At 58.2% G+C, this 23132-nt stretch carries 13 protein-coding genes; 9 read left to right on the top strand and 4 right to left on the bottom strand.

The features are described from left to right. The first annotated feature begins 342 nt into the window (after window positions 1–342). The 5 genes from F8N36_RS11610 (at window position 343) to F8N36_RS11590 (ending at window position 10790) form a co-directional block, all read left to right on the top strand. On the top strand, window positions 343–2514 hold the full coding sequence (locus F8N36_RS11610; protein WP_291332977.1) for an amylo-alpha-1,6-glucosidase: 2172 nt from the start codon (window positions 343–345) through the stop codon (window positions 2512–2514). A 9-nt stretch (window positions 2515–2523) separates the two neighbouring features. Further along, window positions 2524–3885 carry a glycosyltransferase gene (locus F8N36_RS11605; RefSeq protein WP_291332976.1) on the top strand — a complete coding sequence of 454 codons (1362 nt, stop codon included), beginning with the start codon at window positions 2524–2526 and terminating at the stop codon, window positions 3883–3885. Then, entirely contained in the window at window positions 3885–5141 is a 1257-nt protein-coding gene (locus tag F8N36_RS11600) for a glycoside hydrolase family 57 protein (RefSeq protein ID WP_291332975.1), read from the top strand. The genes F8N36_RS11605 and F8N36_RS11600 overlap by 1 nt, the downstream gene beginning before the upstream one ends. 28 nt (window positions 5142–5169) lie before the next feature. Beyond that, window positions 5170–9426: an alpha-glucan family phosphorylase gene (gene glgP, locus F8N36_RS11595; protein WP_291332974.1), complete on the top strand. Its 4257-nt coding sequence runs from the start codon at window positions 5170–5172 to the stop codon at window positions 9424–9426. A 176-nt stretch (window positions 9427–9602) separates the two neighbouring features. Further along, a complete protein-coding gene (locus F8N36_RS11590) occupies window positions 9603–10790 on the top strand; it encodes a serine hydrolase domain-containing protein (protein ID WP_291332973.1) in 1188 nt (395 codons plus the stop codon). A gap of 98 nt (window positions 10791–10888) precedes the next feature. Here the strand turns inward: F8N36_RS11590 and F8N36_RS11585 are convergent, their stop codons facing one another. The 3 genes from F8N36_RS11585 to F8N36_RS11575 form a co-directional block, all read right to left on the bottom strand. Next, a complete protein-coding gene (locus F8N36_RS11585; protein ID WP_291332972.1) occupies window positions 10889–13090 on the bottom strand; it encodes a diguanylate cyclase in 2202 nt (733 codons plus the stop codon). A 591-nt stretch (window positions 13091–13681) separates the two neighbouring features. Further along, complete coding sequence (locus F8N36_RS11580; protein ID WP_291332971.1) at window positions 13682–14353, bottom strand: adenylate kinase; 672 nt, start codon at window positions 14351–14353, stop codon at window positions 13682–13684. Window positions 14354–14484: 131 nt separating this feature from the next. Continuing rightward, window positions 14485–17994, bottom strand: a complete 3510-nt coding sequence (locus F8N36_RS11575) for an AsmA-like C-terminal region-containing protein (RefSeq protein WP_291332970.1) — start codon at window positions 17992–17994, stop codon at window positions 14485–14487. Window positions 17995–18140: 146 nt separating this feature from the next. Here F8N36_RS11575 and F8N36_RS11570 point away from each other — a divergent pair, with 146 nt between their 5' ends. Further along, window positions 18141–19193, top strand: a complete 1053-nt coding sequence (locus tag F8N36_RS11570) for a glycosyltransferase (protein WP_291332969.1) — start codon at window positions 18141–18143, stop codon at window positions 19191–19193. A gap of 73 nt (window positions 19194–19266) precedes the next feature. Here the strand turns inward: F8N36_RS11570 and F8N36_RS11565 are convergent, their stop codons facing one another. After that, complete coding sequence (locus F8N36_RS11565) at window positions 19267–19659, bottom strand: hypothetical protein (protein WP_291332968.1); 393 nt, start codon at window positions 19657–19659, stop codon at window positions 19267–19269. Window positions 19660–19742: 83 nt separating this feature from the next. Between F8N36_RS11565 and F8N36_RS11560 the strand changes: the two genes are divergently transcribed. The 3 genes from F8N36_RS11560 (at window position 19743) to galE (ending at window position 23079) form a co-directional block, all read left to right on the top strand. Further along, entirely contained in the window at window positions 19743–21191 is a 1449-nt protein-coding gene (locus tag F8N36_RS11560; RefSeq protein WP_291332967.1) for a radical SAM protein, read from the top strand. A 290-nt stretch (window positions 21192–21481) separates the two neighbouring features. Further along, window positions 21482–21928 (top strand): flavodoxin, encoded by a 447-nt coding sequence (locus tag F8N36_RS11555; protein WP_291332966.1) that lies wholly within the window; start codon window positions 21482–21484, stop codon window positions 21926–21928. A gap of 164 nt (window positions 21929–22092) precedes the next feature. Further along, window positions 22093–23079: a UDP-glucose 4-epimerase GalE gene (gene galE, locus F8N36_RS11550; protein WP_291332965.1), complete on the top strand. Its 987-nt coding sequence runs from the start codon at window positions 22093–22095 to the stop codon at window positions 23077–23079. Window positions 23080–23132: the final 53 nt, after the last annotated feature.

The following is a 23132-nucleotide window of genomic DNA, read 5'->3' as shown; positions in this document are numbered from 1 at the left end:
GCAAGCAGTGCATTCACCATGAAAAGGTCGATCATTATCTGGCGCACTGTGTAAAAACAAAAGAGCGCTGGCTCGACATTCAAAATTTTATGGGGTACGGTAGAATCGTTAATGCAGGTAGAAAAGGGGTTTACCCCAATGTTTTCTTCCTGTTGCGGTTTTTGTGGTCAGAGTTCCGGCTGTTTCAGTTACTCTCTGCGCCCTTCAGGCCGTAACCCTTCCACATATATTGCCGCAAGTTACCCGCCGCAGCGTCTGCCCGGCGGTATGGCGGCAGTTGCGCTCCGCTCCTCCCTTCCGCAGCTTTCGCCGTCGCCTTAACCCGTGCGTCAAGGAGGCCGTATGCGGTTCAGCTTTGATAAAGCAGCCTGCCAGAATACGCGCAGGGCGCTGCACCGGGAGTGGCTGCTCACCAACCGGCTGGGCGACTGCTCGTGCAGCAGCATACTGTGCTGCAATACCCGTAAATACCACGGTATGCTTGCGGTCTCTACGCCGCAGGGCAGGCATGTGCTGCTTTCAACCCTTGAAGAATCCGTATACGGCGGCGGCAGGGAATTTTTCTTTTCCAGCCGTCAGCACCCCGGCACGCTCTATCCCAACGGGCATGAGTATCTTGAGGCCTTTTATCTGGATCAGTGGCCACAGAGTGTTTATCGCGTGGGCGAGGTAAGCCTGAGCCGTGAGGTATTGCTGTGCAAGAATAGCAGCAGGGTTCTGCTGCGCTATGAGCTGCGTGGCCCCGCGGGTATTCCCGATCTTGTGCTGCGCATCAAGCCCCTGCTGGCCTTTCGCAATGTTCATGCCCTCACCCGTGCCAACACCTGCCTGCGGCACGATACGCAAGAGGTGACAGGGGGCTTTGGCATACGGCCCTATGAAGCCTTGCCTTCCCTGTTTGTGCAGGCCGTTGCCCTGACAGAACCCTCGTCGGTTCTGGATCAGGGAATTATGGCCGGTGGTGGCGGTGCAGACGGCCAGCAGCCAGAGGCTCTGCCGGTAAGCTTTACGCCCGCGCCGGACTGGTTCCGCAATGTGGAATATTTTGAAGAGCGCGAACGCGGATTTGACGATAGCGAAGACCTCTTCATGCCGGGCGTGCTCGAAATAGCCCTGCCGCCATTGCCTCTGGGTGGCTATGTGTATGTGGCCGCGGGCACGGAGCCTTGTGAAGGGGTTGACCGGCAGTGGGAAGCCGAGAGCCGCTCGCGCACCGCAGCCCAGCATGAGAGCAGGGGGCTGGTGGGGCATCTTGCCCAGGTTGGCGAGCAGTTTTGCGTAACCACCCCTTCGGGGAGGCCCGCCGTGCTTGCCGGGTACCCCTGGTTTGACGCCTGGGGGCGCGACACCCTCATAAGCCTGCCGGGGTTGACCTTCCACGCAGGGCGCGAAGAATTTGGCCTGCGCGTGCTGGCCGATCTGGGGCAGTATATTCGCAATGGCCTTGTGCCCAACATGTTTTCGGAGTCGGGCGACCACGCCTATAATTCGGTGGATGCCTCACTGTGGTACGCCTTTGCCCTGCAACAGATGCTGACCACAGTTCCGGACGGTCTGGCCTGGGCGCATCAGCATGCGTGGGAGGCGCTCAAATCCATAATCAAGGGCTACCGGCGCGGGCCGGGCATGGGCATTTTTGTGGATGCAGAAGGCCTGCTGCACGCTGGCGACGCCCACACCCAGCTTACCTGGATGGACGCCCAGGTGGACGGTCAGCCTGTCACGCCTCGTCAGGGCTGCCCGGTTGAGGTTAATGCCCTATGGTATAACACCCTTGCCTTTGCCGACAGCCTTGCCGCCGCCTTTCATGAACCGCTGATCACGGGCGAGCGCCAGCGCGCGGCCCTGCGGGATGCTTTTTTGCGCCGTTTCTGGACAAATGACGAGGGCGGGCATCTGGGCGATGTATGGCGCGATGGTCATCTTGACCGTAGCGTAAGGCCCAACCAGATATTTGCTGTTTCACTGCCGCATGCGGTGCTTGTGGACGATTGCCACGCGCAGGTTGTGGAATGCGTGCGCAACAGGCTGCTCACCCCATACGGTCTGCGCACACTGGCGCCCGACGCCCCCGCCTATGTGGGCCGCTACGGCGGCAATGCCCACAGCCGCGATGGAGCCTATCATCAGGGAACCGTGTGGCCCTGGCTGCTGGGCCATTATGCTGATGCCCTGCTGCAGACAGCCTGGGATCTGAACGGTGCGGTGCAGGGCCTGCTTGATACGCTTACCCCGCTGTTTTGCAAGCATCTGTGCGAGGCGGGGCTGGGCAGTATTTCAGAGGTATTTGATGGCTCCCCGCCATATGCGCCGGGTGGTTGTACTGCACAGGCCTGGAGCGTGGCAGAGTGCCAGCGCATGCTCAAAAATCTGCAGAGAGGTGCACCAGAAATTTACAGCCAATGGGAGCGAAGGGTGGCTCACTGCCTTGCCAATCCCCCCTCTGGCGACAAAACCGGCGTGTGCAGGGCAACCATAACCGTAGAATCGGCCACACCCGGCAGCGAGGAGTAGGTATTCGTCATGCGAGTGCTTATGTTTGGTTGGGAATTTCCGCCCCATATCAGCGGGGGGCTGGGTACGGCATGCTTTGGCATGACCCAGGCCCTTGCAAAAAAAGGCGCGGAAATAATCTTTGTGCTGCCCCGTGTGGAGGGCAGCGCAGGGCAGAACGGATTTTTGCACATGCGGGGGGCATCGGGTACGCCCGTGAGCCCGCATGTTGCCGAAATCATGGCCGCGGCCGGCCAGGACGTGTGGGCCCGCAGTATCCGCTGCCTGCCTGTGGAAAGCCCGCTGGTTCCCTACCTGACGCCCCAGGGCTATGCAGAGGCGCTTGAATATTTGCGGCAGGCGCCCCAGTGCACGGTCACCAACCGGCTGGTGGGCCATCTGCCCGGCAGCCCCACCGAGAGCATTTCTGGCAATGAATCTGTGACGTTTGAACTGCACGGCGGCTACGGACCGGACCTCATGACCGAGGTGCACCGCTACAGCAGGCTGGCTGCCGCCATTGCCGTACAGGAGCAGTTTGACGTTATCCATGTGCACGACTGGATGACCTACCCGGCGGGCATGCTGGCCAGAGCGCTTACGGGCAAGCCTCTTGTGGCACATATCCACGCCACGGAATACGACCGCAGCGGTCTGAATATCAACGAGCAGGTGGCGGGTATCGAGCGCGCCGGGCTCAACGCCGCCGATGTGGTGGTGGCCGTGAGCCGCCTGACCCGCAAGACAGTCATTGACCGCTACGGCGTACCGCCTGAAAAGGTCGTGGTGGTACATAACGCCGTGGCCCGGCACGAGGCCCAGCGCCACTACCTTGTGCCGCAACGCATACGGCACGAAAAACGCGTGCTGTTTCTTGGCCGTGTGACATTCCAGAAAGGGCCGGAATATTTCATGGAAGCGGCCCGCCTGGTGCTGCAAAAAATCCCCAACGTACGCTTTTTCATGGCGGGCAGCGGCGACATGCTGCCAGAGCTCATCCGCAGGGCGGGGCAGCTGCGCATTGGCAAGCGCTTCCATTTTGCAGGTTTTTTGCGCGGGCAGGATGTAGACCGCATGTTTGCCCTCAGCGACCTGTATGTAATGCCCTCGGTTTCCGAACCTTTTGGCATCACGCCGCTGGAAGCCATGTTGTACGACGTGCCGGTTTTGCTCTCGCGCCAATCAGGTGTTTCGGAAGTGCTGGAGCACGCGCTTAAAGCAGATTTTTGGGATACACGCGACATGGCCGACAAGATTTGCGCCGTGCTGCGCTACCCCTGCCTTGCCGCCGAACTGGTGAAAAATTGCCGGGAAGAAATGAAGTCCATTCGATGGGAGAATGCCGCCAACCAGTTGTTGACCATTTACCGCGATGTCCTTGGAGGTCACTGATGCCTGCGCTATGTCTGTGCTTCACTATTCACGAGCCGTATCAGCTGCGCCGCTACACTGTTTTCGACATGGGGCAGAGCTCTGTCTACGAAGATGATGACCGCAACTGCGAGGCTTTGCTGCGCGCCGCGCGCCTGTGCTATCTGCCAGCCTGCGAAATGCTGCTCCGGCTTGTGCGTCGGTTTGACGGTGCGTTTGTTGTGTCGCTGTGCGTTTCTGGCACGGCTCTTGATCTTTTTGAGCAGTACGCCCCCGAAGTTACAGAAAGCCTCTGCGCGCTGGCGGCCACCGGCTGCGTGGAATTTGTGGCGGAAACCTCGGCGCATTCGCTGGCGTTCCTATATTCGCGCGAGGAATTTGACCGTCAGGTCAAGGCGCAGAGCGCACGCCTCAAGAAACTTTTTGGCAAAAAGCCCACGTCCTTCATGCACACAGAGTGCGTTTTCAACAATGATCTTGCCACAGCCCTGCAGCAGCTTGGTTTCAAGACCGCTCTGGCTCAGGGTACAGATCATGTGCTTGGCTGGCGCAGTCCAAACTGGGTATATCGCCCGGTTTCCGGCCCAAAGATGCAGCTTTTGCTGCGCAATGCGGCGCTTTCAGACGATATGGGGCTGCGTTTTGGCGACAGTACCTGGACTGGCTGGCCCCTGACCGCAGACAAATATGCCTCGTGGCTCCACAGCCTGGCTGAAACTGCTGATGTCATCAATATTTTTAATGATATGCATATGTTCGGTCTGCGCAACACGTCAGATTCTGGCATATTCGACTTTATGGCGGCCCTGCCCGAGGCCCTGCTGGCCGACAGCCGCTTCAGCTTTGCCACGCCCGCATCTCTTGCCGGAAAGCTCAAGCCCGCCGGAGAAGTGGACGTGCCCAAGTTCATGTCTTGGGAAGACAACGGAAACGACCTCACCTCGTGGCTTGGCAACGACATGCAAAAAGATGCCATCCACGCCCTTTACAGCCTTGCCGCCCGCATACGCGCCTGCGGCGACAGGATGCTGCTGCACGATTACGAGCGGCTGCAGACTGCCGACCATTTCCGTCACATGTCCACCCGCTGGTTTACCGGTCCGCGTCAGGACAGGCCCAATCCATTCGACAGCCCCTACGATGCCTATATCACCTACATGAATGTGCTGGCAGACCTTGAATTGCGTCTTGATGCCGCAGAGCTGGCCAGCAAGACCGGCAAGGCGCGCAGGGCAAGCCGCAGCAGCCTCAGTTCTGGCACTGGAGCCTCAGTCTGATTGAATGGCATTTCCATAAGGAGACACCATGAATTTTGAAAATAATACGGTCACTCTTTTTGAGGTCAGCTGGGAAGTCTGCAACAAGGTGGGCGGCATCTATTCGGTTGTAAGCAGCAAGGCCTTGCAGGCAGTGGAGCAGTTTGGAGAGGATTATTTTTTTCTGGGCCCTTCCCTTGCCGAAAATCCGGGTTTTGAAGAAACGGACGAAAGCGTGTGGGATTCCCTTAAAATGGCCTTTGCCACCAGGGATCTCAAATGTCGCATGGGCCGCTGGAACATACCCGGCAGGCCCAAGGTGATTCTTGTCGATTTTGCCAAAAGGTATTCAAGCAACCAGCTGTTGTACGACCTGTGGAAGGGGTATGGCGTGGATTCGCTCTCTGGCGGCTGGGATTACATTGAGCCTGTCATGTTTGCCACGGCCTGCGGCGCGGTTATTGCCGCCATACACGAGAGCCGCGTGGAACCCATGGAAGGGCGCAGCGTGGCCCTGTTCCACGAGTGGATGTGCGGCGCAGGCCTGCTGGCGCTCAAAAAACTTGCGCCCGGCATAGGCACTGTCTTTACCACCCACGCCACCATGCTTGGCCGGGCCATGGCCGGTACCGGGCGCGACATCTATTCAAACCTGCGCAACATCAACCCGGCCAACGAGGCCGCAGCCCTTAATATCACGGCCAAGTGGTCGCTTGAGGGCGCAACCGCGCGCGAGGCAGACGTTTTTACCACGGTGAGCCCCATAACCGGTGAAGAATCCACAGTTTTGCTGGGCCGCCAGCCCGATGTTATCACCACCAACGGTCTGGATATGCGGGTTGTGCCCGACTATTCGGTTGACCGTGCGTTACCCGAGGCGCGCAGGGCGCGCATTATGGAGGCGGCCAACCGCTTCCTGCGTTGCGAGCTGCCCGCAACCACCCGTATTTTTGCCATTTCTGGCCGCTACGAAATGCACAACAAGGGCGTTGATATCTTCCTTGAGGCCCTTGCCCGCATGGAGCAGAGTCTGGCAGGTACAGATGCGTCTGTTCTGGCGCTGTGTCTTGTGATGGGCGGCCACACGGGCGTAAACACGGCCGCCGTTTCAGGCGAACCCGGCGCGGACGACAACGGTCAGCCCTTTATCTGTACCCATTTTGCCTGGAATGCCCCGCAGGACCCCATCATCAACGCCTGTCGCCGTCTGGGGCTCAACAACCGGCCGGAAAACAAGATCAAGGTCATCTTTGTGCCTGCCATGCTCAACGGGGACGATGGCTTTTTGAACATGCAGTATGATGAAGTCATGTCTTCGTGTGACGTGGGTTGCTTCCCCTCGTGGTACGAGCCCTGGGGCTATACCCCGCAGGAAAGCGCGGCCTGGGCAGTGCCCACGCTTACCACCGATCTTTCCGGTTTTGGCATGTGGGCCAAGGAACAGCTCAAGGAAAGCTCGTCGCCGCATAACGGCGTGTGCGTCATGCTGCGCCGGGGCATGAATCTTGAACAGAGCGCCACGGTGCTTCATGACCACCTGATGCTGGCGGCCACCTGCGCGGTGGACAACCTGCCCCTGTGGCGGGCAGAGGCCCGTGCGCTGGCCGAAAAAACATCGTGGCAGTTCTTTTTTGAGAATTACATCACGGCATTTACCATGGCACTCAAAAAGGCCGCCAGCCGGGTAAATTACGACGCCGGACATGTGGCGCTGGCGCGTGTGCTTTCCACCTCTTGTTCCACCACGCCATTCTTGCGGCCCATCATGGCCGTGGCGGAAGTGCCCGAAGAGCTGTCACGGTTGCGCGACATTGCCCGCAACGTGTGGTGGTGCTGGCACGACAAGGCCAAGGCCCTGTTCATGGCTCTCAACCCCGCGCAGTGGGAAACCTGGCGTAACCCCTTGCAGATGCTTGAACAGGCCGCGCCCGAGCGTTTCAAGGACCTGCTGGACAACGAAGACTACATGAGTCTTTACCGCGAGGTGGTCGCCAAGTTTGACGCCTACATGGAAGAGCCTATCCGCTCCTTGAGCGCAGATGTGACGCCAGAAGCGCCCATTGCCTATTTTTCTACCGAATACGGTTTGAACGAGTCCATACCAATTTATTCCGGTGGGCTGGGCGTTCTTTCGGGCGATCATCTCAAATCGGCTTCAGACATGGCCATACCCCTTGTGGGCGTGGGACTTTTGTACAAAAACGGCTACTTCCGGCAGGATATAGATTCCGAAGGGCGGCAGGTGGCGCAGTATCCCATAAACAACTTTGCGCTGCTGCCCATCTCGATGGTCTACGATGCTGACAATCAGCCGGTGTATGTGCAGCTTGAGCTGCCGGGGCGACTGCTGTTCGCGCGGGTATGGAAGCTGGCTGTGGGCCGCATAGCCCTGTACCTCATGGATACCGACACGCGCCGCAATACCGATGAAGACCGCCGTATTACCGACAAACTGTATGAGGCCAACCGCGAGGTGCGCCTGCTGCAGGAAATGCTGCTGGGCATGGGCGGCATGCGCCTGCTGCGCACACTGCGCATAAAGCCCAGTGTGTTCCATATGAATGAGGGGCATTCGGCCTTCATGGCCATGGAGCGCATGCAGGAATGCCTGAGCATGGGCATGAACTATGCCGAGGCTACGGTGCGGGTGCGTTCCAATACAGTGTTCACCACCCACACTCCCGTGCCCGCAGGCAATGAATCTTTTTCGCTTGAGCTCATGGAGCGGTATTTTGGCGGTATTGCGGCCAATCTGGGCATATCGTGGCAGCAGTTTGTGCAGCTCGGACAGATTGAGGGCGGCAACAGCAATGCCTTTGAAATGACAGTACTGGCCCTGCGGCATTCGTGCTGGGCCAATGGCGTGAGCCGCCTGCACGGAGTTGTTTCGCGCCATATGTGGAACAACCTGTGGAAGAGCCTGCCGGTGGCCGAAACCCCCATCGGCCACGTGACCAACGGCATTCATGTGCCCTCGTATGTGGGCAGCTGGATGAACGAGCTGCTGCGCCAGTATCTCGGCTCTGGCTGGATGCAGGCTCCTCCAGGCGCTGGCGTATGGGACAAGGTGGACCAGATACCCGACGAGGCCTACTGGGCGGCCCGTATGCACCAGAAAGAAGCCCTGCTCGACGACCTGCGCCGCCGCATACCTGAGTTTATCCAGAAATACCGGTTGCCTTCAGACGATCGCAAGCGCATGGAATCCATGCTCAGGCCAGATACGTTGATTATTGGCTTTGCCCGCCGGTTTGCTCCCTACAAGCGGGCCACGCTCATTTTTGCAGACCCCGACAGGCTGGCCAAGATTCTCAACAACCCCAGCCGCCCGGTTGTGCTGGTTTTCTCGGGCAAGGCGCACCCTGCCGACGAGGCTGGCATCAACCTGATTCAGGAAGTGCTGCGCATGTGCCGCGACGAGCGGTTTTTGGGCCGTATCTTTTTTATCGAAAACTACAGTCTGTCTGTCTCACGTATCATGGCCCAGGGCTGCGACGTGTGGCTTAACACACCACGGCGCCCACACGAGGCCTCGGGCACCAGCGGCATGAAGCTGCCGGTCAACGGCGGCATCAACCTGAGTATTTCAGACGGCTGGTGGTGCGAAGGCTACAACCGGCAGAACGGCTGGACTATCGGCCCCGTGGTTTCCAACGAATTGCCCAGCAGCGAGCAGAATGACTATGCCGATGCCGAAGCGCTGTATTCGCTGCTGGAGACTGCCGTGGTGCCTCTGTATTTTGAGCGCAACGAGTCTGACCTGCCGCAGGAATGGATAAACACCTCCAAGCGGTCGTTCAAAAGTCTTACGGCCATGTACAGCAGTAACCGCATGCTTACCGATTATATCCGGCAGTTTTACCTGCGGGCCGCGCAGCGGCGCAACATGCTGCGTGAAAACAACTGGGAGGCATGCCGCGCGCTGGCTGGCTGGCAAAACAGCCTGCCGTCACGTTTCTGCACACTGAAGGTGGATGAGCTGGCCATCAGCGGTATTGAAGGAAATACCATGACCTGCGGCGAACCCGTGAGCGTTCAGCTGCGCCTGCAGCTTGGCGATATGCAGGCCGATGAAGTGCTGGTGCAGCTTGTCATAGGCAGGGCGCTGCCCAATGGCAGCTTCCGCGAAAAGCCCGAAATCCTGCGTCTTGAGCCACGCGGTGGCGACAGGGACCAGAACGGCATGCGCTATATCGCCACCTACATTCCCACATTCAGCGGTCATTACCGGTACGGCGTGCGCATCATGCCCGTGCATCCGGCCCAGGCTTCGCCGCTGGAGACAGACCTTATTCTCTGGGCGTAGCACCCCGTCCCGCTGGGGAGCTGCCCTGTTTCACAGCGCCCGGCATCGTTGATGCCGGGCGCTTTGCCTGCCTGCTCGTTGCCAATGTTTGTACCATGTCATAAGCTTGCCAAATATGCCCGTAACCAGGCGCGTCAATTGTTGCGCGACCTGCACCGCAACTTTGGGGGAAAAGCATGATCCGCACCTGCCCGATTCTGATCCGCCCTGGTTTCAAGCCCCGGTTTGGCCATCTGGCTGTTGTGCTGTGCATGGCATGCCTGCTGCTCACTGCCTGTGCCGGTAAAAAACAGCACGAGACCGGCAGCGTGCGCGGCATTGTGATGAACCTTGGTGCCAAACAGGCCGCCAGCCCGGATGTTCCGGGTCTTTCTGTGGCGGTGTTGCGTCATGGGCAGGATGCCCCCATAAATGCCGCCTTTGGGACTGCCTCGCTGGAAAACCCCACGCCAGTGACTGCCGCATCGCGGTTTAAAATTGGTTCGGTCACCAAGGTGTTCACTGGCACACTTATCCACAGGCTTATTGAAGAGGGCAGGCTGAGCTACGATACGCCCATAAGCCAGTTTTTCCCCACATATCCCAATGGTAAGGCCATTACGGTGCGCAATCTGCTTGAGCACACTTCGGGCATACCCGAAATGCTCGCCCTGCCCGCTGTACAGCAGAATATGGCCCACTACTGGTCACCGGAAGACCTGATTGGCATGGTGGCAAAGCAGCCCCCCCTGTTCCGCCCCGGCACACGGCAGCTCTACTGCAATACCGGCTTTCTCATGCTTGCTGTCATTGCCGAAAAAATCACCGGGAACTCCTTTGCCGATCAGATACGCGAGCTGTTTGTTGACCGTCTGGGCATGAAGACGCTGCTTGTTGGCGTTGACGGGGCTGTCGTGCCCCGCCTTGTCGAGGGATATAGCGGCAGCAATGGCGAAATGCAGCTGCCCATGCCCGCTAGCATTGCCATTGCCATGGGCACGGGCAATCTGGAAGCCGCGCCCGATGATGTGGTGCGCCTGGTGAATATTGACCGGTTGCTGAAAAACAATGTGCTGGAAACCCTGCCGCTCAAACCGTTGGTGTTGCCTGATGGCAAGGAAGCGGTGTCTACATCCAAGAACGATCACTATCGCGGCAGCGAGCTTGACGGCTGCACGCTCTTTTTGTTTGACCAGCCCAGGATAGACCTGATCGGCAAGCTTGGCTCATTCCCGGGTTTTGGTACGGCCTTTTTTTATGACCGGCAGACAGGCTACGCCGTGGCGGTCAGCGTGAACAATGAAAAGGGCATTTCGCATGCCATTGCTCTGGGAGCTGAAATTCTCAATGCAATCCGGCAGAGCGGTGCGGGTAGCGCCCAATAGGGGTAAAGTGCAGAACGATACTTTCTGAGTCACTGACCAAAATGCAAAAGGCGGCTGTTGTTGCAACAGCCGCCTTTTTTGTGTGCGCGATGGTCATGTTACTGAACCGGCGTGTCCTTTGGGGTGCTCTCGTTCATTTCCCTGTAAAATATGCATCTGTTGCGCCCCATTTTTTTGGCCGCATAGGTGGCCTTGTCTGCCTTGTTGAACAGTTCTTCGTAGGTGGTGCCGTCTCTGGGACAGCACGATACACCCACACTGGCGGTGATGGTAAGGCACGAATGCTGGTCGCTGCACTCTGTGCGCAACTGCTCCACAAGGGTGAACGCCCGCTCACGGATGGCGTGCAGTGACATTTTTTCGGTGCAGAAAACCAGAAATTCGTCGCCGCCCACACGGCCCACAATATCAACGCCACGGAAGTTCCGGCGAATGATCTGGGCCATGTCAAAAATGGCCTTGTCGCCCATGGCGTGACCAAAGCGGTCGTTGATGCCTTTGAAGTTGTCAAAGTCGATCATGAACATGGCGTACATTTGCGGCAGGGGAGATTCGTGCGTTTCCAGAAACTGCGAAACGGCTTTTTCGGTACTCATCTTGTTTCGCATGCCCGTGCCGCTGTCGCGGGTTGCCTGCGTGCGCAGTTGCAGTTCCAGCGATTTTTGCTGGTTTATGTCGGTAATGATGCCTATGGCGTAGATGGGGGTGCCCTGTGAATTGGCAATGCTTGAGGCCTCAACGCGAAACCAGCGGTACTCGCCACCGGCGGCGCGCAGGCGAACCTCGACCGTGCACTTGTGCTGGTGGGGCGCAAGCCGCACTTCCTTCTGGAATGCAAGCAGGCGCTCCATGTCATCGGGAAACAGCGGAATGGCCGTGTCTGTTTCCAGTATGTTGAAAACCGATCCAAAGGTGCGCAGCCACTGCGGCGAACAGGAAAAATAGCCGCTGACAAGATTCTGCTCAAAAATATTGATGTCGTGCTGTTCCAGAATAAACTGGTGGCGCTCGTCGGATATGCGTTTGGAAAGCGCGGCTTCCTTGTTGTTGGTGATATCAAAAACAATGCTCTGGATGTATGAACGACCGTGCTCGATTCGAACCTCGGCCCCCTTGTGGTACAGCCAGATCAGGGCGCCAGACTTGGCGCGGGTTCTGTATTCCACATCAATGGGTTGCTCGTTCTTAATCTGCCTGCGCATGATGCGCAGCGTGGCTTCACGATCCTGCTCATAAATGGTGGCCGCAAAGCTGTTGCCGTATTTTTTTTCAAATTCCGCATCGGTAAAGCCGAGCATTTTTTTGTAGTTGGGGCTGATGAAAAGAAACGTGCCGTCTGGGCCAAAAAATTTGAGTACACCGCCAGAAATGCTGGCAATGATCGTGCGGTAATCCTCTTGCTGACGGCGCAGTTTGCGCGAAGAGTTGCGCTCAAGCAGCAGCACAAAGGTAATTATTATACCCGCCAGCACGGCCAGACGCCACACCAGCTCGTTGGTGATAAGCGTTTGTTTGGAAACCGCCGCATTACCCACGCCCTGGGGAACAAGCGACACCAGGCGCCAGCCAAACCGCTCTATTGGGCTGGTCGCCACATACAGGCCCAGGCTGCTGTCAGAAAAAGCCATGGAGGTTTGCGGCGATTCCTCAAGCTCCTGTTTTAGCCGGGCCGTGACTTCAGGCGGCAGACCTCCTGCGGAAAAGGAGGGGAAAAGGCTCTCCATGGTTTTACCAGGCGGGGGAGCCTGAAACACGGGCTCGCCCGCGGCATTGATAACCAGATTGTATGTATTGTTGCCAAAGGCCCAGGTTTCAATATTGGTCTCTATGGCCTCGGCGGGAAATTCGCTGATGATGACAGCCTTGATCCTGCCCTGCACCACCAGAGGGTTGGCCACGATCAAAAGCCGCTGCCTGCTGTTGTCACAGGCTGTGTCTATGTGGGTCTTGCCCTCCCTGGCCAGCAGAAAAACGGTATCCTGGCTGAAATCAACCGGCGCGCCGCTGCCGTCATAGCCCTTGCCCCAAATGTCAACGATGCTGAAGCGCCGTACCCCGTGCGCGTAGAAAAGTGGGGCGACGGCAAGCACGTCTTCCTTGCTGGCGCTGCCGTTCTGCTGAGCCAGATACTTTGTCATGCCGTTCATTTCCATCATGTTGGTACGAACGGTCTGATAAAAATTGTTGCTGGCGCGTGCGTTGACTTCAGTCAGTCTTGTGAGGGTGCTGCTCGAGAGGTTTGATGTGGTGTCGGTAGCATAGTCGTGAATAAAGAAAATGGGCGTAAGAAAGAGAAGCACTAAAATTGCAAAAGAAAGCAATGGCTTGACTATTTCTGACATGTCTCATTTTCCATGGTGCGGTGCTGAACAGGGCTTTGCAGTTGAGGCTAAAGCCCCCCCGGATACTCCGGAGAGCAATCGTGCGCACGATAGCAAGATGCATCTGCGAAATGACAAGAACTGTTACAAGGCACGCGGAAAACAATAATCTGCATCACAGGCTGAAACTGGGATTGAAATTATGTTTCTGCATGGCCTGAATCATTGGTATGGCAATACAAAGAATGTGCTAAAACAGTGGCAAGAAATTTTCTTGCCTTTATGAATGATTTTCAAATATTGTCAATAGATATTAACAAATAATTACTGTAGTGCAGCAAATAAATTTAACTTGATGATTTAGTTGGTAAAATTTTTAATTAAAATGTGCTGTGCTCACAAATGCGTCTTGCAGACTGTAAATATTCATTTTTCTCAGATGCTGTTGCCCTTATAAATGCAGCAAGAGGCCCCGCGCTGGCAGGGCCTCTTGCATATGGCTGTTTGCAGTAGCTGCCAGCCGCAACCCGCTAGGGGCAGACGGCTACGCTGCAACCGCAAAAAAGCAGACTAGGCAAGCTTGGAAAGCAGGGTTTCCTTGATGGAGTCGATGCTGCCTTCGCCGTTCAGTTCGATATACTTGGTCTTGCCGGCGCCAGCCAGATCCTTGTAGAAATACGCGGCGGCCAGGGTGCCGTCGGTGGTATTGTAGTAAATGTCGTGGCGCTTGCCGATAGCGGCTTCGTCCTGATCGTCAGAGCGGCAGGAGAGTTCGCCGCCACAGACGCGGCATACGTCGCCGGTGGGCTTGATGGCGTCAATGAAGATATTGTTGGGGTGGTTGTTGTTGTTCTTGCAGAGGCGGCGGCCCATGATGCGGTTCTTGGCCACTTCGCGGGGCAGCAGAATTTCAACCACGTAATCAAGCTGCATGCCTTCTTTCTGAAGGGCGTCCCACAGCTTCTGGGCCTGCACGGTATTGCGGGGGAAGCCGTCGAGCAACCAGCCCTGCTGACCCTTGGTCTTCAGGGTTTCGAGCACCATGGGAATGGTGATGTCGTCGGGCACGAGGTCGCCGCGATCAATGTAAGCCTTGGCCTTTTTGCCCAGCTCGGTGCCGCCGCCGATGTGTTCACGGAAGATGGCACCGGATTCGATGTGGGCGAGGTTGTACTTCTGCTTGATCAGGTCGCCCTGAGTGCCTTTGCCGCTGCCGTTGGGGCCAAAAATAAGGATGTTCACTGGTACTCTCCTTGCCGGAACCGAGTTAGTTTGTGCAAAAAAGAACACAACTGGCACACTATCCCCTAAAACTGGCCCTGTCAACGGGTACTCAGAAGAATGCTCGGCAAGTTGCGTTTTGGGTGGGCTGGCTACCTAAAAAGTTTCCACGTTCCTTCCACCACGCTGCCCAGCACATCCACAACACCCATGGTGAGACCGCCAATGGTGTTGAGCAGTAACTTGCCTGCACCTATGGATGTTTTGCTGTTGTCGAGGCTGCCGTACATGCGCAGGGGAAACTCGGGCAGGTTCTTCATGTTGACGGTAAAATTGCAGTCGAGGGTGTCGTTGTTCAGGTCGACCCAGCCACCGCCGGTAACGGTAATATCCTGGCCCTTGAGATAAAAATCACCACTTTTGGCTACACCGTGGGTAACGGTGCCGGAACTGCCCGAGGCATCAAAGCGTGTGGGTTTGCCCTTGAGCTGGCCGTCTTTTTCGCGCGACTGGTAAAAACCGTTGTGCACACTGAAACGCCATTTGCCGTTGAGTCGCGCGGGTATCTGCCCCGATGCCGTAACGTCCGCGTCCATTTCTGAGTGGATGGTGGCCTGACCGCCAAGGGCCGAGCTGCCGCCCCTGTCCCTGCTGGCCGCAGCAAGGTCAAAGTTTTCAATGGTAAGAGAGCTGGCAAAGGCTACACCCTTGTTGAAGTGCAGCTCGCCGTGCGTGTTCAGCGGTGACCCGTAAAACTTGCCTCCAAGGCTTTCAAACCGCAGGTTGCCGTTGTCCATCTTCACTTTGAGGCGCAGGTCCTGGGTGTGCAGCTTCCACACGGTAAGCTGGCCGACCTGTGCCTCGCCTTCGGCGGAAAATGCCTTCATGAAGCGCAGATCCCAGGGCTTGCCTTCAACGGGTTTCTTGGGTTTGGAGCTGTCGCCAGAGCCGCCCTTGTCGCCCATATAGCGGTCGAGATCCAGCTGGGGCATGCTTACCTTGAAGCGCAGCGCAAGCTCCTTGCGCCAGTCCAGCCCAATGGAACCCGAAACGGCGTTCTGGTCCACCTTGGCGTTGAATTCGGTGAGCGAAAGCGACGTGGTATCGCCCTTGAAAGTTGTGTCCAGCTCCACCCGGCGTAAGGGTTGCGGCACATTGGGGCTGGCCGCGCCCAGCAGTCGCAGGGATTTGGTCGAATCGGGGATAAGGGCGGAAATTTTACCCTGCCAGGCCAGTCCATCCTTGCCCATGCCCAACTGCGCAGAGCCAGAAACATCTGCCCCCAGCACGTTGGCGCGCGCATCGCTGACCGAAAGCTGGTTGCGCGCTGCCTGACAGCTGAACTTGCCCGATACCTGCGCCTGCAGGCCCTCGGGCGGGAAGGATTTTTCTGCGCTCAGGTTGGCCTTGAGCGTTCCGGGCAGGCTCTGAAAATCCATGTTGCCGCCGCCCGACCCGTCGCCGCTGAACCACAGCCTGCCATTGAGAGCTACATCGGCATCAATGCCTTCATCTGCAATGGTGGCATTCCACTGCCCCTCAAGTCCCAAACGGCCCTGATCCCATGCCGCCGTGCGGGCCTTGAGGCTCACATCAAGCGTTTTAAAGCCCACGGCACCCAGCGATGCCTTGGGTGATGCATTGCTCGGTGGGCGCAACTGGCCGCGCTCGGCTTTTGCGGTTACCGTGCCGCGCAGCTTGCCCAGAAATACGTCGAGTTCGCGGCCCTGGCTCATGATGTCCACATCGCCGCGCAGCTTGCCGCCGCTCACGGGCATGACGGGCAGGTCTTTGGCCAGATTTTCACCGTTAATGTCACGCATGTGCAGGCGGATGGCATAGGGAGTATCGGGGCTGCCGCCCAGAATTGTGTCGCCCTTGACCGTGCCGCCGTAGAGAGTGCCGTCCACAATCAGCAGGGTGTCTTCAAAGTGTGTGACCTGGTCAACAAGTCCCTGTTTTATGATCACAAGGGCGTCATTGATGACGATGGGGCCGTAATTGACGCGGGTGGCACCAAGGCGGATGTTGTAATCAAGCCCCACCTCGCCCGGTACAACGGGTTTGCCCGGCATGGGCGTGAGCGGGCCATGCCCGTAGCGGGGTTCTGCGGGCAGCACGCCTACTGATTCGGGAATGGCGCGGCCCAGATTGACCGTTTCGGCCTTGAGGTCGAGTACCAGTTCTGGCTTGGCCCAGCTGGCAACGCCGCCGGTTCCAAGAAAACGGCTGCCTGCGGCGGTAACGTCTATGCGCGGCACGCGCAGGCCCTTGCCGTCCAGCGAAAAATCAAGGCTGCCAAGAGTCAGCTCGTCGAGTGCGTTTTGCAGCCCCGGCGCAAGGTTGCGGGCAAAGCCCAGCCATTCGGTGAGGCTCGCCCGTTGTATTTGCAGGCGGCCTTCCACAAGAAACATGTCTGGACCGCCCAGCTGCAGAGTGCCGTTTACGGCCACATCGTCGGGGCCAAGCAGCAGGCGCATGCTTTCAATGTAGACGGTCTTGCTGTCACCCTTGCGGCCCCCCATCGTGCCGATGATGTGGGCAGGCAGCAACACTTCATCCTTGCGCAGTTCTGCTTCCAGATCGTTGGTGAGGCTCCAGCTGCGTTCGTCCGCCTTGAGACCCAGGGAAAAGTTCAGACGGGCCAGCCAGATGGGCAGTTGCAGCGTGCCCTTGGCTGTCAGCTGGGGCGTGCTGGACAGGGGAGCGGAGATATTGGTCTTGCCCTCGATGGTCAGATGGTCGATCCTCGACGCGGGTTGACCCTCTGGCTGTAGAACGGCTGTGGCGCAAAAAAAGTTGCCTTGCAGGCGCGTGGCTTCTGCTGCTTCGATATCGCACTGCAGGCCCGTGGCGGTCAGGCGGGTCTGGTCTGACCCGGTCAGGTTTACCTCACCCTGCGAAATGGCCAGCCGGAAACGCCCCGGCAGCAGCGAGGTCTGCGCGCCGGTGCCGGAGGCAAGCTGGGCAATCCATGCATGCAGCGACGTTTCTCCCCCGGCAGAGCTGGCAGCAGGGGCTGCATCAGTGTTTGGCGCAGTGGTTGGCGCGGGAGCGGTCGACCCATCTGCAGGGGGCGGGAGAGAATCCTGCGCTGCATTTGAACGTGGCTGGCCCGGCGTGGCCGAATGGTTTGCCTGGGGTTTGGGTGTGGCCTTGACCGAAGTTTTGCCCGTGGTTTTATCTGGCGTTTGAACGGACATGGCCGCAGCGTTTTCAGCCGCTGAGCCAGTGCCTGCGCCGGGGGCGGCCTCCGCCGCGGGATCGTCGGGAATCAGCATGGAGTTTGCCAGCGCAACAGGAACCTGGCCCTGTAACTGGGGACGGAGCAGGGTGATGTTGCGAGGCAGAAGTTCACCGCGCAAAAGGGCCAGAAAGTCGGGCCTCAGCGTGGCGTAGGCAACGGTAAAACTCAACCCCTTGCCCTGCACGCTGGCATTGCTGACAGCCAGTGAGGGCAGAGGCAAAAGAGCCACGTTGACCGATTCCACCGTGATGGTCAGACCTGTGCTGGCGGCGATCTGTTCTATATAATGTTCGGCCAGCGCCTGCGGATTGCGCTGTAACAGCCAGAAGACCCCCGCCGACATCGCCGACAGGGTGAGCAGGAGCGCCAGTAATATGCGCGTTATCAGGCGAAATCGGCTGGAGTTAAGCGGCATGTACATTCTCGCGTCTTGACGCCTTGGGGCGTCGAGGCTAGGTTTTGAACCTATTGCAAATCGGGCCTGTTGGCAACCGCCAGGCGTGGGATGCCAAGCATTTGGGCACGTTTGGCGCGGAACTTCATTACCAGAGGCAGGGGCGCATGCAGCGGCTATTGTGGATAGGCAGTCCTTTTTTCAGTGATGCCCTTTCTTCCTGCGGCTGGGATGCAGTGGCCCGGCACAATTTTGAGCATGCGGCCGTATTTGGCTGGCATGATCTGGTGTGTATTGCCGGTTTTGAGCCAGACGTGCTGGTGGTGGCCGATAAAAGCCGCGCCCCCTTCGTGCTGGGGGTAGAGGACTTTCCCTGCCTCACCGTATTCTACAGTGTGGATTCTCACATCCATTCGTGGCAGCCATATTACGCGCAGGCATTCGATGCGTGTCTTGTTTCGCTGCGTGACCACCAGAACCGTTTTGCAGGTGCCTACCTGCCAGCGGAGAGGGTGTGGTGGTCGCCAGCCTTTGCCTGGCCCTATGACGGCCCGGAACCCGATATCGCGAAGGATATGGACTGTGTTTTTGTGGGCACGGTCAATGCCAACCTGCCACAGCGGGCCGCCTTTCTGGAAAGGGTGGGCGCGCAACTGCCGGGTTTGCGGGTTGTCACTGGTGCGTACCGTGAGCTGTACGCCCGCGCGCGGGTGGTGCTGAACCACTGCGAGCACGGTGATCTCAATTTCAGGGTCTTTGAGGCCATGGGATGCGGTAGCTGTCTTGTCACTCCGCGCATAGGCCACGGGCTGACCGATCTTTTTCGTGAGGGCGAGCATCTGCGTTGCTATGCGGCAGATACGTGCGATTCTGGCGCTTGCGCTTCGGTGGAGGCCGCTGCCGACGAGGCCGTGGCGCAGGTGCGCCACCTGCTTGATCACCCCGCTGAGGCAGAGCGCATGGGGCGGGCTGCGCTGGAATGCATTGACAATGCGCACAGAGCGGTACACCGTGCCGGGTCGTTCAGCAGCGCGGTGCGCGAACTGCTGGCCCGTGATCCGCATATTGTGACGCGCCGCCGCAGCAAGGCCGGGGCCGTGCGCAAGGAATGCCTGCGGCTGCCCTATCTGCACTGGGCAGAGGCGTTGGGCGCTACAGGTTTAAGCGAGGCCTATCTGGCAGCGGCCAGAGGGGAATTCGGGCTGGCCGGACAGAGCTGACGGGCGCGAGGCTGTCATTTTTCACAGCGCAGAATCTGGCAGGCTCTGGGCCGATTCTGGACATGTGCCCGGCTTAGTGCCTGCCGTTACGTTGCGGCGCGGGGATGCCCACGGCGGGGTCAAAATGCAGATCAAGCGCCGGGTCCACGCCAGGCGTGGTGGGGCTTGCGCTCTGTGCGGGGTCGTCAAAACTCAGGCGCAGCAGGGGGTCTTCCGCTGGCTGGGTTGCCGCGTGAGACACCGGGCGGGGAGCAAGACGCGTGGCGCCGTTGCCGTTGGCAACCGCTGCGGGAGCGGTAACGTCCATGGCGTCAAGGCGTGATTCAAGCGAACGCAGCAGCATGCGCATTTGGGCATGTTCTTCGTGCAGGGATTTGCAAAGTTTTTCTTGGCTGCGCAGCATGTGGTACAGCACAGCCAGTATTCCGAAGAAGCACAGAAAGATGAAAAGCATGATGGAAAACATGGCAGGCCTCCAAAAATACGGGCCGGGAAGGCCCGGCCGACAGTTTTTATATACGTTCAACACTACTTGGGCAAGGAGCTTTTATGGCCGCGCAACACATTGAACCGCATCTTGTAATGGCAGACGAGCGCGGCAATATTTATGACGATCCTGATCTGCTCATGGTTTGCCGACGGGGAGCCCAGTGGGGGCTGCCGCGCCCGGATGAACTGATTCCCCTGCCGGAGGAGAGCGAATTTTTCCTGCTGCCGGGTCGTCAGGCCGTGGGGCTTGACCCGGAAACCGGCCTTATAGCCCCGCCAGATGGCGAAGCCCAGCTTGCCGTGGCGGCCTTTGCCGCGCCGGGCTACACAATATCGGCACACCCGGCTTACGAGAGCGGCGAAAAGGTTCCCTTGCTGCCCCTGTTTGCTTACGGGGCTGTTGGCTATGCCCGTGGGAGGTTTTATATCTGCGCCCGCCGGGTCGACACCGAGCCCCGCCAGATATTCAGCCACATCTCGCGCGGGCGAATCGAGCAGGGGGCACGCGGCCTGCTGCGCGATTACCCCAAGAACAGGCTTATCCGGCACATCATGGATAACTGCGTGGCGCGCTATGATTGCCCGGCAGCCCGCAATTTCGCCCTGGGCCGTTACGAGGCCCCGCTGCCGTCGTCGCGCTCGTGCAATGCCAGCTGTGTTGGCTGTATTTCTGCGCAGGAAAAGGATTCGCCCATTCAGGCAACCCCGCAGTGCCGCCTTGCCTTTACGCCCAGCCCAGAAGAAATTGCCGAGGTCATGCGCATCCACTCCGGGCGCGAAACCCGTACGCCCATCTATTCCTTTGGCCAGGGTTGCGAGGGTGACCCTCTCATGAATCCCGACCTGCTGGTAGAGAGCGTGCGGCAGTTCCGCGCGGGCGATGGCCCGGGCACGGTCAACTGCAATACCAACGCCTCGCGCACCGATGCCGTGATCCGCCTTGCCGAGGTTGGTCTCACCAGCATGCGGGTGAGCCTCAACAGCGCAAGGGCAGAGCTGTACAACCGTTATTACAGGCCCTCGGGCTATTCGTTTGACGACGTGCGCGCATCCATACGCGAGGCGCGCAGCCGCGGCGTGTGGGTTTCGCTCAACCTGCTGGTGTTTCCCGGCGTTACGGATACGGAAGAAGAACTCGACGCGCTTGCCCATCTGGTGGGCGAAAACGGCGTAAGCATGATTCAGTGGCGCAATCTCAACATTGACCCCGAATGGTACTTCAAGCTGATGAGCGGCGGCGAAGGACAGGAAAAGCTGGAGCTTTCACCCAGCATGGGGCTTACCTCGTTCATGAAGCGCCTCAAAAAACTCTGCCCCTGGCTGCGGTACGGCTACTTTAACCCCTACCTTGGCGAGAAGGCCGAGCTGACCGCGCCCATGCCGGGTGAATGGACCATGCCAGCCCCCCGTGTGCGCGAAGCCGCAGTTCCGGAAGACGACACCGAGGATGGTGAAATGGACACCGTTGATATGGATGCGGCAGAATCGGAGGCTTTTCGCCAAGAATAGTCCAGCGCAGAACATGTCTTTCTCAGAGCCCCGTTAACACAGCGGGGCTTTTTTTGTTTTTTTTCAGTTTTGTGATGTGTGGCACAGATGTTTTGTGGCTGTGGTGCTGATGTGGACTTGCGCGGAGCACTTGCCATCGCAAGAACGAAAATAATCCGGTGGAACGTACTGAAAAATTCGGCAAAATTTGTCAGGCCAAAGGGTTTGCCTTGACAGCCGCATGGAACATCTCTATCTGATTAGAAAATGAATTTCATTTTTAAATATGAAGGACAGCCAAGGAGAATATCATGAGCAAGGTACTGATCGTATTCGGTTCCAGCACCGGCAATACCGAAAGCATCGCCCAGAAGCTTGAGGAACTGATTGCAGCTGGCGGGCATGAAGTCACGCTGCTTAACGCAGCTGACGCCTCGGCGGATAATCTGGCAGAAGGTTATGATGCAGTCCTTTTTGGCTGCTCGGCCTGGGGCATGGAAGACCTGGAAATGCAGGACGACTTTGCCTCCATTTTTGAAGAATTTGACCGCATGAAGCTTGCCGGGCGCAAGGTGGCGGCCTTTGCCTCTGGCGATCAGGAATACGAACATTTTTGCGGCGCGGTGCCTGCCATTGAAGAACGCGCCAAGGAGCTCGGGGCTGTCATCATTGCTGACGGCCTGAAGATGGAAGGCGACGCCTCCAATGATCCTGAAGCAGTGGCCTCGTTTGCAGAGGACGTGCTAAAGCAGTTGTAAGCAAGTTGCGGTGTTGCCGCATTTCGCCAAAGGCCCGCCAGACAACCGCCATGCCTTCGCATGGGGCTCTGGGTGGGCCTTTTCATCTCCTCTTGCCAAATTATTTCTACAAGTGCAGAATTGCTATCCGCAAAATTGCGGCGAAATGAAGGAGCGGAGCGAATATGGCTGTTCTGGTTTGCGGTGGTGCTGGGTATATCGGTTCGCACAATGTGCGTGCCCTGCTTGAGCGTGGCGAAATACCGGTGGTGCTCGACAATTTTCTTACTGGCCACCGGGCATCCGTGCCGCAGGGTGTGCGCCTGTACACCGGCGATATGCGCGATCCTGCCCTGCTTGATGCCGTGTTTACCGAGCAGCCCATTGAGGCTGTGCTGCACTTTGCCGCCTGCTCGCTGGTGGGCGAAAGCATGGAGCAGCCGCTCAGGTATTTTCAGAACAATATCCACGGCATGATGGTGCTGCTTGAGGCCATGGTTCGACATCATGTGGACAAGATCGTGTTTTCGTCCACCGCCTCTGTATACGGCGAACCCGATGCCGTGCCCATTCCTGAAACCGCGCCCCTGCGGCCCACCAACCCCTATGGAGAAAGCAAGCTTGCCATGGAGCGCATGATGCACTGGGTGGGCAGGGCGCACGGCATCAGGTCTGTTATTCTGCGCTATTTCAATGTTGCTGGCGCCTGGGCGCAGGGCGAAATTGGCGAAGATCACAGGCCGGAAAGTCACCTGATTCCCATTATTCTTCAGGTTCCGCTGGGCAAAAGGCCGCACATCACAATTTTTGGCGACGATTACCCAACGCCCGATGGCACGTGTATCCGCGATTACCTCGATGTTGTGGAACTGGCCGATGCCCACATGCGCGCGGTTGATTACCTGCGCGCTGGCGGCGCAAGCGAAGTGTGCAACCTTGGCAACGGTACGGGCTTTTCTGTGCGGCAAATGGTAGAAGCCGCACAGCGTGTTACCGGGCGCGAGATTTCGGTTTCCATTGGCGAGCGTCGCCCCGGCGATCCGGCGCGGCTCGTGGCCTCGGCCCAGCGTGCCCATGATGTGCTGGGGTGGACTGCCAGGGCTGACATCGACAGCATCATCGCCTCGGCTTGGACGTGGCATTCGTGCCACCCAGACGGCTTTGACGAGTAGAACGTTCGTCAGTTGCAAACAGTTGCGCCTGCCCGCCTTGCGGGTGGGCGCTT

Source organism: Desulfovibrio sp. (genome assembly GCF_009712225.1).
GTDB lineage: Bacteria > Desulfobacterota > Desulfovibrionia > Desulfovibrionales > Desulfovibrionaceae > Desulfovibrio.
This window is presented reverse-complemented; position numbering and strand designations above follow the sequence as displayed.